General features: G+C 36.0%; 11 protein-coding genes and 1 tRNA gene. 5 read left to right on the plus strand and 7 right to left on the minus strand.

The window, feature by feature from the left end:
* Nucleotides 1–36: 36 nt before the first annotated feature.
* From ACPF63_RS14805 to ACPF63_RS14820, 4 genes are all read right to left on the minus strand, one after another.
* The gene (locus tag ACPF63_RS14805; RefSeq protein WP_047377095.1) at nucleotides 37–663 is read right to left on the minus strand and encodes a YceI family protein; all 627 of its coding nucleotides are present in this window, start codon (nucleotides 661–663) and stop codon (nucleotides 37–39) included.
* Nucleotides 664–741: 78 nt separating this feature from the next.
* Complete coding sequence (locus ACPF63_RS14810) at nucleotides 742–1,308, minus strand: YceI family protein (protein ID WP_426480439.1); 567 nt, start codon at nucleotides 1,306–1,308, stop codon at nucleotides 742–744.
* A gap of 143 nt (nucleotides 1,309–1,451) precedes the next feature.
* Nucleotides 1,452–2,501: a glucokinase gene (locus ACPF63_RS14815; RefSeq protein ID WP_077415471.1), complete on the minus strand. Its 1,050-nt coding sequence runs from the start codon at nucleotides 2,499–2,501 to the stop codon at nucleotides 1,452–1,454.
* A gap of 116 nt (nucleotides 2,502–2,617) precedes the next feature.
* Complete coding sequence (locus ACPF63_RS14820; protein ID WP_426480440.1) at nucleotides 2,618–3,181, minus strand: hypothetical protein; 564 nt, start codon at nucleotides 3,179–3,181, stop codon at nucleotides 2,618–2,620.
* 331 nt (nucleotides 3,182–3,512) lie between these two features.
* Between ACPF63_RS14820 and ACPF63_RS14825 the strand changes: the two genes are divergently transcribed.
* Together ACPF63_RS14825 and ACPF63_RS14830 are read left to right on the plus strand one after the other, a co-directional pair.
* Nucleotides 3,513–4,895 (plus strand): DUF1800 domain-containing protein, encoded by a 1,383-nt coding sequence (locus tag ACPF63_RS14825; RefSeq protein ID WP_426480441.1) that lies wholly within the window; start codon nucleotides 3,513–3,515, stop codon nucleotides 4,893–4,895.
* Between the two features lie 195 nt (nucleotides 4,896–5,090).
* On the plus strand, nucleotides 5,091–6,275 hold the full coding sequence (locus ACPF63_RS14830) for a DUF1501 domain-containing protein (protein WP_426480442.1): 1,185 nt from the start codon (nucleotides 5,091–5,093) through the stop codon (nucleotides 6,273–6,275).
* A gap of 306 nt (nucleotides 6,276–6,581) precedes the next feature.
* Here the strand turns inward: ACPF63_RS14830 and ACPF63_RS14835 are convergent, their stop codons facing one another.
* From ACPF63_RS14835 to ACPF63_RS14845, 3 genes are all read right to left on the minus strand, one after another.
* On the minus strand, nucleotides 6,582–6,719 hold the full coding sequence (locus tag ACPF63_RS14835; RefSeq protein WP_164723343.1) for a hypothetical protein: 138 nt from the start codon (nucleotides 6,717–6,719) through the stop codon (nucleotides 6,582–6,584).
* Nucleotides 6,720–6,782: 63 nt separating this feature from the next.
* Nucleotides 6,783–7,802, minus strand: a complete 1,020-nt coding sequence (locus tag ACPF63_RS14840) for a helix-turn-helix transcriptional regulator (RefSeq protein WP_426480443.1) — start codon at nucleotides 7,800–7,802, stop codon at nucleotides 6,783–6,785.
* 70 nt (nucleotides 7,803–7,872) lie between these two features.
* Complete coding sequence (locus tag ACPF63_RS14845) at nucleotides 7,873–8,208, minus strand: HopJ type III effector protein (protein ID WP_077415481.1); 336 nt, start codon at nucleotides 8,206–8,208, stop codon at nucleotides 7,873–7,875.
* A gap of 752 nt (nucleotides 8,209–8,960) precedes the next feature.
* Here ACPF63_RS14845 and ACPF63_RS14850 point away from each other — a divergent pair.
* The 3 genes from ACPF63_RS14850 to ACPF63_RS14860 all read left to right on the plus strand — a co-directional run bounded on the left by ACPF63_RS14850 (nucleotide 8,961) and on the right by ACPF63_RS14860 (nucleotide 11,976).
* Complete coding sequence (locus ACPF63_RS14850; protein WP_426483225.1) at nucleotides 8,961–9,761, plus strand: RtcB family protein; 801 nt, start codon at nucleotides 8,961–8,963, stop codon at nucleotides 9,759–9,761.
* A gap of 104 nt (nucleotides 9,762–9,865) precedes the next feature.
* Nucleotides 9,866–9,978 (plus strand) — tRNA-OTHER (locus tag ACPF63_RS14855).
* Between the two features lie 243 nt (nucleotides 9,979–10,221).
* The gene (locus ACPF63_RS14860; RefSeq protein ID WP_426480444.1) at nucleotides 10,222–11,976 is read left to right on the plus strand and encodes a hypothetical protein; all 1,755 of its coding nucleotides are present in this window, start codon (nucleotides 10,222–10,224) and stop codon (nucleotides 11,974–11,976) included.
* Nucleotides 11,977–12,071 lie beyond the last annotated feature (95 nt).

Below are 12,071 nucleotides of genomic sequence, written 5' to 3' on the forward strand. Positions count from 1 at the left end.
TGAACTGCTCATTTTTATATTGATTGTATATTAATCTTATTTTTTCTTCTTTGGAACTCTATTCTCGTTATCCAGCATTTCTGTAGTAACTTTGAATTGGATATCCATTTCGTTCTTAATGAAATAATCTTTCAGTGAAGACTGATAGAATACTTTAAAGTCTCTTCTGTTCAGAGAGAACTTCGCAGATTCAATAGAGGTTGTAAACTGAGTAACATATACATTCGCAGGGAAAGAAATTGTTTTTCTTACTCCTTTAAGGGTAAGGTCTCCGTATACTGTAGAATTGTATTCACTGTTTGCTAAAGGAATAATTTTAGTCAAATGGAATTTTGCAATAGGGAATTTTTTTACTTCAAAGAAATTTGTGCTTTTCAGATCATTGGTAAGTTTGATTTGATCTTCATCAGAAACATCTCCCGCCATCATACTTCTCATATCTATTACAAATTCTCCATCTACCAGAACCGTGTGGTCAAAGTTGAATTTTCCGCTCTTTAGCTTTACTGTTCCTGAGTGGGAAGATGCTTCGGTTTTCACCACTTTATACCCCCACCATCTGATCTCTGATGAAGTCACTTTTGCAACCTTATCAAATTTCTTTTGGGCAGAAACAAATGATATACTTGCGCACACCATAGCAAACAATAGTAATCTTTTCATTCTTTTTTATTTACAATTCAACAAAAATAAAAAAAAGTGTAGAACTTCTACACTTTTAATAATCTTTTTTTGATTAATTTATTGAGCAGTTACTTTTACAAGCATTTCAATATCATCTTTCACAAAAACATCCTGCATTGTAGACTTATAAGCTACATCAAATTTCTGTCTGTCGAAAGAGAATTTGTTTGATACTAAACTTACTACTCCTTTGCTGTAAGAAATCTTAGCAGGGAAAGTAATTGGGTTTGTTTTTCCTTTTACAGTAAGGTTTCCTGTTACAAGAGAACTGTAGATTTTATCGCTGTTTTTCTTGATTCCAGTGATTTTAAAGCTTGCAGTAGGGAATTTTTCAACTTCAAAGAAATCACCATTCTTAAGGTGTCCGTTTAATTTTTGCTGATATTCTCCTGTAAGGTCAGTTGAGCTGATAGAAGTCATATCCAATACGAAGCTTCCACCTACCAATTGGTTTCCTTTCATGATCATATCTCCAGACTTTACTTTCACTGTACCGTCGTGAGAACTTGCTTCAGATTTTGCTACTTTATATCCCCACCAGTGTACATCAGACGCTACTACTTTTTTTGACTGTCCGAAAGCTAAACCACCAGCTAAAACTGCTAATAAAAATATTTTTTTCATTGAATAGAGTTATTTACTTATTTAATGACACAAAGGTAGGTATCTTATTCAATAGATTTCATTGATGTACATCAATAAAAATTATTATTTTCATGAATAATATCATCTCATAAAAAAACTCCGAATTTCTTCGGAGCTCTGTTTTATACCTGATAGTAAGCTGTATAAAGTGCTATACCATTTAATGCTGTATGATTTTGCTTGACCAGATAGATCGGAATATTTTTAAGCATTCCTTCCATTTTATCACTGATCTTGAATTTTTCATAGAATTTTGCCTTATCTATATATTCTCTGACCATCTGAGGAATATCTCCCGAAATCAGTAATCCTCCGGTAGCTTTTACTTTTAATGTCAGGTTATTTGCTTCTCTTGCCAGAAACTCAAGGAAAGTGTCTAAAGCGATTTTGCAGATCAATACATTCTCCTCGATTGCCGCTTTATAAAGTTCTTCCACAAAATTCCCTTGTGCAAGGCGCTCTCCCAACCATTCCGGTTCAGGATGCCTTTTTACATCCCTTAAAAATCTATAGATATTGAATAACCCTGACTTTGAAAGTACATTTTCCCAGCTTACAATACCATAGATATTGTTTAGGAACTGGTAAAATTCAACCTCTACATTGGTTCTTGGTGAAAATTCTGAATGTCCTCCTTCTGTAGCGAAAGGTCTCAGGTATTTTCCGTCAAAGAAATATCCAGCTTCACCCAATCCGTTTCCGGGAGCAAGAACCGCTACATTTCCTTTTTCAAGATGTCCGCTTGTATAAATAGCTTCAAGGTCGTTATCTTCAAGAAGAGCCATTCCGTAGGCAGAAGCCTCAAGGTCATTCAGCATGTCTACTTTTTCGAACCCGAAATCACGGGCATATTCTTCAACATCTAAATTCCAGCCCAATCTTGCAGGACTGCTTTTTCCGTCAAGTACAGGACCTGGCACTGCCATTCCCAGACGTTTTACATTTTGCAACTGGTTATCCTGAATAAACTTCTTTAAAATATCTGAAAAAGAAGTGTATTCTTTGGTTGCATATTTATTTTGTACTTTTATCTCAAGACCTCCGTTCCCGGAAACAAAATAGCCTAAGATCGTTATATCTTCACGGAGACTTGCCCCAATGATAGAAACATTATCATTATTACTGTTCTCTACTCCTGGTAAATAAAGTGGAAATTTTGGATTCAGAATCATAACCTCAAATTTTACCAAATATAATAATTGTTTTTGTAAATCCTGCACAGAACAAAAAAACCTTTCCACTTTCGTGAAAAGGTTTTGGTTAATAATTGTTTATATATTAAATCTAACTACTTTCCTAATGGAATATTGTAACCGAATCCTACACCGATATTCCCCACATTATAGTCCTGACCTGGCAAATCTCCTTTTGTTCCTACAAAAACCTTTTGGTATTGTACGAAGAAATTCCAGTCTCTGTTGTGGTAACCGATCTCCGGTTTAAGGTAGAAACCTCCGCTTGCTCTTTCAACATTGGTGTTGGATGCCACTGTTTTATCTCCCACCAGGAAACCATACCCTAAATCTGTTCCGAAATAGAAACCTGTTTGTTTTGGATAAATTCTGATTAAAGCGGCTACAGGAACTACTCCTACATCATTATTTTTATATCCGTTGTTCTCTTTTCCAAAGTAGTGAGTATATCCTGATGCAATACCTAATCCAAATCCTGGTGTAATAAGGTTCTGGTAAGCTACATCCACTCCTACTGCAGCGGAAAGATTATCAGCGGGAACTGCTAAACCAACATTTGCACCTACTTTGATCATATTATTCATCTGTGAACTTTGGGCGCTTACTATACCTGCTGTTAAAATACCAGCCAGTACTATTGCTTGTTTAAACATTTTCATAACTCTATTTTTTAAATTTTACTAAACAATAGGATGTAAAAATCATGCCAAGCAAGGTTTTTTTTCTTGTTTTAACACCATTGAAAATCATAAAATAATGAATATCAATATCTTATTTTTAACAAAATTTAAATATTTGTTTAACAAAAATTATCAAAAAAGTACTCTTAAAAAGTGAATTAAAGAAAAAAGGCCGGGAGCTATTATATAGCAGCATATTACTTCCAGCCTCCATCTTCTAGCTTCCAGCTCTAACAACAATATTAACAATCCTTAACCCGTTATTATTTTAACCTTTTTCTTCAAAGCGTATCAAAAAAATAAATTCCTCATGACAGCTGATTCATTATTAAAAAACAAGCATCTTCTTTGGCGGGCAGGTTTTGGTGTAGGCATTCATCAAATTGATGATTTGAAAAACAAAAGCATTAAAACCTTAATGGCTGAATTATTGAAAGAGGACAGTTTCAGTGAGATCACCTATGGCACTCCTGATCCGGATTCAGCAGCAGATTACATGAACAGTACAGCTCCCGCAGAAAAGAAAAAAGAAATGCAGCGACTCAACAGGGAGCAAAACAATGAACTGAATCTCAATTTTCTGAATACAATTGTAAACAGCAGAGAACAGATGAGGGAAAAGATGGCGTTCTTCTGGCATGGGCATTTTGCTTCAAGAGTGGTCAACCCAAGGTTCAACAAACAACTTTTAAATACTCTCCGAAAGAATGCATTGGGAAATTTTAAAGATCTGCTTTTTGAAGTAAGCCAGTCGCCAGCCATGCTTAATTTTCTTAATAATCAACAGAATAAAAAGGATCATCCTAATGAGAATTTCGCCCGTGAGGTGATGGAACTGTTTACTATGGGAAGGGGCAATTATACTGAAAAAGACGTAAGAGAAGGCGCCAGAGCTTTTACGGGATGGAGTTATGATAAGGAAGGAAATTTCAGAGAAAGGAAAAACCTCCATGATGAAGGCTCAAAGACTTTTTTAGGTAAAACGGGCAACTTTGATGGAAGCGATGTACTCAATATTATTTTGGAACAGAAGGAAACAGCACAGTTTATAACAACGAAAATCTATAAATTCTTCGTTAATGAAAAACCCGATCAGGATATTGTCAACAAACTGAGTACAAATTTCTATAATTCAGGATATGACATCAAAAAGCTGATGACTGAAATATTTTCAAGCACCTGGTTTTATGAGCAAAAGAATATCGGCAACCGTATAAAATCACCCATAGAACTGATGGCCGGTATGATGAGAATACTTCCTATGCATATTCAGAATCCTGAAAACCTCATCGTGTACCAGAAATTATTGGGACAGATGCTGCTTTATCCGCCTAATGTAGCAGGATGGCCGAACGGAAAAGCATGGATAGACAGTTCTACCCTGATGGTAAGACTTCAGATTCCACAGATATGGTCAGGGCTTCGCCCATTGGAATACAGTCCGCGACAGGATGATGATATCGATATGGGAATGAAATCCCGGGAAACAGCTTTAAACAAAAGCTTTAAAAATCCAAATATCACCATAGACTGGGAGCGTATTGAAAAGCTCTTCGCCAATAAAAACTGTGAAGATTATCTTCTGCAGAATACTCAAAGTCTCGATATGAACTCTGTAAAGAATTTTTCTGACAAGAGTATAAAAATGAATGTCATCAACCTGATGTCTACCCCGGAATACCAGTTAATGTAGGTTGCAGGTTTTAGGTTGCAGGCAGCAGGTAATAGTGAACTGTTGTTTGACTTTAGAACCTTTTATTTACTATATAATTTTTCATAAAAGTTTTATAAAAACAAATAGTAGTAAAAATATAGCACAGTCCTCCAACCTAAAAACTGCCACCTGTCATCTGCTACCTATTATCTCCTTTACCCTAAAAACAAAATTATGTTAATCAAAAGAAGAGAATTCCTCAAAATAAGTTCACTGGCTACCGCTTCTATGCTAATGCCTAATTTCTTAAAAGCCATGACGCTGGATGAGGCTCTGAATCCCAATCAGAACATTCTGGTAGTCCTTCAGTTTACAGGAGGAAATGACGGCCTGAATACGATTATTCCAGCTAAAAATGATATTTATTTCAGAGAAAGAAAAACACTGGCTATTCAGGATTCAATACCGCTGACTGATGAAGCAGGAATCAATCCGTCTCTATCCTATTTTAAAGAACTTTTTGACAATGGAGAACTTTCTGTAATGAATAATGTAGGGTATCCCAACCCTGACAAATCCCATTTCCGAAGTATGGATATCTGGCAGTCGGCAAGCAGAAGTGATCAGTTTCTGGAAACAGGCTGGCTGGGACGTTTTCTTGATGAAGAATGCTACCGCTGCGACCATCCTACCCAGGCGCTGGAAGTGGATGATATGTTGAGTCTTGCTTTAAAAGGAGAAAATAATAAGGCTTTTGCGTTTAAAGATCCTAAAAGACTCTACCAAACCAGTCAGGAAAAGTATTTTAAATCGCTCTACGACCATCATCACGATGATGAAACCGTGTCTTATCTTTATCAGACTTTAGGCTCAACCATCAATAATGCCGATTATATCTTTGAAAAAAGTAAAGCAAAAAAAACAGAACAGGTTTATCCAAATTCTCAGTTGGGAAAAGATTTTAAGACCGTTGCTTCTTTAATAAAATCTGATATCAATACACAGGTTTATTATCTTTCGATCGGAAGTTTTGATACCCATGTCAATCAGAATGACCGACAGAAAAAGTTATTCAACGATATCAATGAAGCTGTAAAATCATTTGTTGCCGATATGAAAAGTAACGGACTTTTCAATAATATCCTGCTGATGACATTCTCAGAATTTGGGCGCCGTGTGGCTCAGAATGCCAGTAATGGAACAGATCACGGGACAGCTAATCAAATGTTTTTTATCAGCGGAAGCCTTAAAAAGAAAGGCATTCTGAATGCTCTTCCTGATTTACAGAATCTGAATGACGGCGACCTGATCTACAAAGAAGATTTCAGAAAAGTATATGCTACCATCCTGAAAAACTGGCTTAAAGCAGATTCTTCTAAAGTATTGGGATGGAAGGATGGGATTTATGATTTTGTGTAGAAAAACCGAGATTCCTACGGAATGACACAATTGTAATGATAGTTTATCCGTACAGTTTGTCATTCCGTAGGAATCCAGCCGATATTATCTGTCAGAAAACAGCATTGGAGAAAGCTATTCCATAAGAAATATTTGAGTTGAAGACTTAGGAATTCCCCTCCTTCAGAAGGGTGTCGAAAATTCAAAGAATTTTTGACGGGGTGGTTCTCAACATTCATCAAAAATATCCATTACAACAAAAAAAGAGACTGTACATAACTCTGACAGTCTCTTTTCAATAATTTTAAATTTTAACTACTTGTACGTTTAAGCCGTAATCTGCTTTGGTTCTTTTTCTTTCTGATCTTCCTTTTTATCAAGTTTCTCAGATATTTTTTTAACAATATATTCTATCGCTATGGGTGCCAGGATCGCAATTAATGCTTTAAATATTCTTGATTTCATAAACTTAATTTTGTGTGTTTAAATAATACAATTTCCAAGCCAAGATAAAAATGATCAGAAAATTTAATTCTCATCAGGAATAATCAGACTTTGATAGTTTTTACGACCAGCACTGAATTTTTCTTCCATTTTCACTCTTAATTTCCGGGGTTTATGAACAATCAAACTGTCCCCAAACCCAAGCAGCAATCTTTCTAATTCAAAATTGATCTGAACACAAATTTTAAAGAGTGTTCCTTCATGATCTTCTCTGATGATTTCCTGACTTTTATGCAGTGGTTTGGTCTTCACGTAAGGAGCATTTCCTGCATCTACCCAGAAAATCACATTTCTCGGATCCATTGACTCTGAAACGGTAACTCCTACAATATCTTTGAAGTATTCATCGCCATCCAGATCTTTATCAATATAGGGAAGACTCTCATCTGTTTCAATACTTTCCATTCTGTCCAGAGCCAGATTATACATTTTCTGTTTATAAAGACAGATCAGAAACCAGCGGTTGTTGAATTCCTTCAACAGCTGCGGATGTACCGTAAATATATTGGATTCTCTTGCCGTAAAGCTTTTGTAAAGAATCTTCAGTACTTTTTTATTGGCAATACTTTCATATAGGATATCAATATGCTCCAGTCCTTTCAGCTGCTCATTTTTATCCAGGTGAATAATTGATTTCTGATTGGTGGCATGAATTGAGTCTTCCAGTTTCTGAATAACCCCATTCATCTCTTTGAACATGGAAAAGTCCTTGAACTGTTTTAAAATCTGGACCGCATTGTTCATGGCCTTCAGATCACTTTCATTCACAGAGATATTATGAATACTATATTCCGGATCACTGTAGCGGTAGTATTTTCTTTCGTAGACTTCAATAGGAGCTTCATACCCGAATTTCTCACTCCGCATATTCTGAAGATCGAGCTGAACCGTCCGTTTACTTACATAAGATTCTTTTCCTTCAAATTCAAATAATGCTTCTGAACATTCGTCAATGAGATCTTCCAGCGTATATTTCCTGTATTTGTTTTTAAGACATTTATCTAATGTTTTATACCGGATCAGAGCGTTTTTATTGGATGACATACCTTAGTGTTTAATGATTGGTGTTTTTAAATAAGCTATTAGCTTATTCAGTTTTGCTCTTTTCTAAAAGTTATTTTTCCTTTAAGGCATTTTCGTCAAAAGTAACTCCTTCCCAGCCAAACTTCATAAAGTTCCGGATATTCTGGTGATCACTACCCTCAGGATTTTTCAATACATCTTCCCTGTAGAATTCACCAAAAAGCCAAAGTGTCTCTTCTTTGGTCAGGTCCTGAATGCTTGCAAAGCTGAAAAGCTTACACGAACCATTGTTCTGTCCTGCCTGATTTGTTGTATCCCCGTTTTGAAAAGCAGTAGGAGTAAACTCATAATTTTCATCAATGTAAGCGATAACATCACCAAACTGAATCGTTTCCGGAAAATGTTTTAATTGTTCTAATAGTACCATAACTGCAGATTTTAATTTTGTTTTATATTATTTCAGGCTTATGTACCAATTCACGGATCAGCTTTTCTGGCCTTTTTTATAACTTTTTGTAAAAATAATTAAAATTTCTTTATCTACGCAAAACTATTGCGCAATAATGATATTACTTTGCATCATCAAAATGAAACAACATGGAATTTAATGGAAATCATTTAATCGAATTAGGATACAGACCAGCAAAATGGTTTAAAGATGCCATTAGCTATATCAACGAGAATAATCTGGATGAACATCAGATCACAGCGTATCTGGTACAATTCAAACAGCCGGATATTATTCCGCTTCACGAAACAGCTAAAGATTTTATGATCAACATACGAGCTGAAGACGAAAGTGAAAACGATAATGTGGAAAAAGTAATCAAAACGATGAAAGTCCTGATGAAAACGCCCACACTAATTGGTGGAGCTATCATGCCTGATGCCTGTCCTACAGGTCCTGAAGGCCAGATTCCGGTAGGAGGTGTGGTAATTGCCAAGAATGCGATTCATCCGGGATTCCATAGCGCTGATATCTGTTGTTCAGTGATGCTGACGGATTTTGGAAAAACAAATCCTAAAGAGGTACTGAATGCTGCACATTCTGTAACACACTTCGGATATGGAGGAAGACCAAGAGGTGAGCAGATGCCGATGTCTCAGGAACTGATGGATGCTTTCAGAGAAAATAAATTCTTAAATGATGAAAAACTGATCAGCATTGCCCGTTCTCATATGGGGACTCAGGGAGACGGAAACCACTTCCTTTTTGTAGGAATTTCTAAAAATACCGGAAATACCATGATGGTAACTCATCACGGTTCAAGAGCACCGGGAGCGGCTTTATATGATAAAGGAATGAAGACAGCCAACCGTTTCAGACAGGAACTTTCTCCTGAAACATTGAGAGAAAACGCCTGGATTCCTTATGATACTGAAGAAGGTAAATCCTATTGGGAAGCCCTTCAGCTGATCAGACAATGGACAAAAGAAAACCATACTTCCCTTCATGATGCAGTTTTGAATAAGCTGGAAATGGAGAAGGAAAACAGATATTGGAATGAGCATAACTTCGTTTTCAAAGATGGAGATCTGTTCTATCATGCAAAAGGGGCAACTCCACTGGATGATAAATTCATGCCTGATATCACGGGACCAAGACTGATTCCGTTGAATATGGCAGAACCGGTACTGATTGTTCAGGGAAAAACGAATGAAAGAAACTTAGGTTTTGCCCCTCATGGAGCCGGAAGAAATTTCAGCAGAAGCCAGCATAAAAGATCTTTGGTTCATAAAACAACTGAAGAAATTTTCAATGAGGAAACAGAAGGATTAGATATCCGTTTCTATTCCAATGAAGTTGATATTTCTGAGCTTCCGAGCGCTTATAAAAGTGCTAAGAACGTAAGAGCACAGATTGAAGAATACGGACTTTGCGAAGTTTTGGATGAAGTAATGCCTTACGGGTGTATTATGGCCGGAGATGTTGAGAAGAATGCACCATGGAAGAGAAAGAAGAAATATAGAAAAGCATAATTCTTAATTTAAATACAAACCATAAAGGTTGAAAAAAAAACTAATGACCAACCTTACAGGTATAAAAGCCTGTAAGGTTAATGAAAACTTTTTTCATAACGGCAGGGGCAGTAGCTCAGATGGTTAGAGCAACAAAAATTACTTTTCGCTGCAGGCAACTAAAGTTCCTATAAATTGCCAAGATTGTGGGTCACAGGTTCGAGTCCTGTCTGCTCCTCAAAACAATGAAAATGCTTATTCACTTATCAGTCATTTTCATATGTTAAAAAAATTAAAGGCAAAGAAAGTTCCTATATTTCCAGATTTACTTTCCGCTTTTTTACACATTATAAGGCAAAGGGAGTTCCTATATTTTTTGGATAAATTACTCCCCGCTTTTTATAAACTATAGGTAAAAGGAGTTCCTATGCCCTTCACTTTTAATGAATATACTCCTCACTTATTTTTTTAACTTAAAACAATGAAAACACTACAATTATTCAATGCGGTATTGGCCAGAGAATCAAATGCAGAGCCATTTATTTCTAATGACGGTTTTATTATTGAACCAAATGCAGTTTGGGCAAAGAATGAAATCATCTCTTATTATGCCAAGGAAAAACTGAATGGGAATGATTTGAATAAAACGTTTCATAAATCCTGGGAGAAAATAAAAAACACTTCCAGAATAGAATTGTTTTTTGAACAAATCAGACATTATATTTCAACCTATGGAAGTAATTTTCAGAGTGAAATTTATATTCCTGAAGAACTATTGAATGTTCCTGATGCAAAGTTGATTTTTAAAGTAATCAAGGCTTATACAGTAGAAGAAATGCAGGAAAAATGCCTTTCTCTCCTAAAGTCCGGAATCGCTTTGAAAGAAGAAACCATTGATGATTTGCTGTATATTCTGCACACGGAACTGGAATATGATTTCACAGGAAAAGAAAATATCAGAAATAAAGAAGCCATTATAAAAATAGCTGATCTGTACGACATTTATCCTGAAAATCCTGTTGAGTTTTTCCGTTATGTCATTTATAAAACGACGAATACAACGCTTTTAATCAAAAACGATGAATTGATTACTTTAATTCAGCAAAGTAATTTTAATCCAACCTATCTGTTTGAAAGTTTTGGGCAGGAAAAACTGGCAGAAATTTTCAACAGATTTAAGCCTTTATTCCTTGCTTATAAAAACAGAGCTCCGAAAGCCATTAATAAAATTTCAAAGCTCTCTAAAGTAAATCATAAGCCATTGGTCTCAAACCCGTTGAATGATGCTACCAATACATTACTGGAAAACAGTGATTGGCATTGGCTTGAAAATGCGACACCATTTGCATTATTTAAAGCACTGTCAGCGTGTTACTCAAGAATGTATGGTCAGGATACTTTTGTCTACAGAGTCAGAAACGGAAAATCATGGGTGAAAAAAGGTAAGGAAACTTATGTGAATCAATTCAACTATGAATTTATTTTAGATTTCCTGAAACTGAAGTATGAAAATATTTCCGGAAAGAAATTCTATTTTCCTGATAATGTGGAATTTGCATTACCAACTTCTGAAAAAATGTTTGTTGGAAATATTCCTACCGGAACCCGTTTTTATAGTGAAAGACTGGCAGTAGGTATTTATTGGGAAGATCGATGGGGAGCCAGTGACCTTGACCTTTCGGGATTGAATATCGAAGGAAAAATAGGTTGGAACGCTGCTTATAATCATGGTGACGGACAATTGATGTATTCAGGAGATATGACTTCTGCTCCCAATGGTGCCGTTGAATATCTTTACGCCAATAAAGGACACTGTGCACCAACACTTGTTATGAACAACGTTTTCAGCGGAGAGGCAAATTGTGGATATAAAATCGTTGTCGGAAAGGGAGATAATATTTCCTACGACTATATGATGAACCCTAACCATCTTTTTGCTGAAGCCAGATGTAACTCGGTTCAGAAGCAAATGATTCTGGGAATGCTGGTCACAAAAAACGAAAAGCAATGTTTCGTGCTATTGAATTTCGGAGCCGGACATTCTCATGTTTCAGGAAATAGCGAGGTTTCCACTATGGCAACAAGTGCATTATACCAGCAATGGTTTGAAGCGATGTCTTTCAATGATCTTATTAAAGAACTGGGAGCAGAGATTACAACAGAAAAAGCAGAAGCTGACTTTGATTTTTCTCTGGAAAGCCTGGAAAAAGATAGTTTTATCAGAATTTTTAAATAAATTCTTTCACGTCATCTGATGGTATCAGGTGGCGTTTTTTGTGGATAAAAGTGGCTGGATTCCTTCGGAATGACAAACTATATGGGTAAGACCAT

The sequence above is a fragment of the Chryseobacterium sp. R2ACT005 genome, assembly GCF_049949215.1.
In the GTDB taxonomy this organism is placed as follows: domain Bacteria; phylum Bacteroidota; class Bacteroidia; order Flavobacteriales; family Weeksellaceae; genus Chryseobacterium.

What these genes read in the sequence shown, in the direction of transcription:
- ACPF63_RS14805 (WP_047377095.1), bottom strand. Translation starts at nt 663, where the DNA reads ATGAAAAGATTACTATTGTTTGCTATGGTGTGCGCAAGTATATCATTT.
- ACPF63_RS14810 (WP_426480439.1), bottom strand. Translation starts at nt 1,308, where the DNA reads ATGAAAAAAATATTTTTATTAGCAGTTTTAGCTGGTGGTTTAGCTTTC.
- ACPF63_RS14815 (WP_077415471.1), bottom strand. Translation starts at nt 2,501, where the DNA reads ATGATTCTGAATCCAAAATTTCCACTTTATTTACCAGGAGTAGAGAAC.
- ACPF63_RS14820 (WP_426480440.1), bottom strand. Translation starts at nt 3,181, where the DNA reads ATGAAAATGTTTAAACAAGCAATAGTACTGGCTGGTATTTTAACAGCA.
- ACPF63_RS14825 (WP_426480441.1), top strand. Translation starts at nt 3,513, where the DNA reads ATGACAGCTGATTCATTATTAAAAAACAAGCATCTTCTTTGGCGGGCA.
- ACPF63_RS14830 (WP_426480442.1), top strand. Translation starts at nt 5,091, where the DNA reads ATGTTAATCAAAAGAAGAGAATTCCTCAAAATAAGTTCACTGGCTACC.
- ACPF63_RS14835 (WP_164723343.1), bottom strand. Translation starts at nt 6,719, where the DNA reads ATGAAATCAAGAATATTTAAAGCATTAATTGCGATCCTGGCACCCATA.
- ACPF63_RS14840 (WP_426480443.1), bottom strand. Translation starts at nt 7,802, where the DNA reads ATGTCATCCAATAAAAACGCTCTGATCCGGTATAAAACATTAGATAAA.
- ACPF63_RS14845 (WP_077415481.1), bottom strand. Translation starts at nt 8,208, where the DNA reads ATGGTACTATTAGAACAATTAAAACATTTTCCGGAAACGATTCAGTTT.
- ACPF63_RS14850 (WP_426483225.1), top strand. Translation starts at nt 8,961, where the DNA reads ATGGGGACTCAGGGAGACGGAAACCACTTCCTTTTTGTAGGAATTTCT.
- ACPF63_RS14860 (WP_426480444.1), top strand. Translation starts at nt 10,222, where the DNA reads ATGAAAACACTACAATTATTCAATGCGGTATTGGCCAGAGAATCAAAT.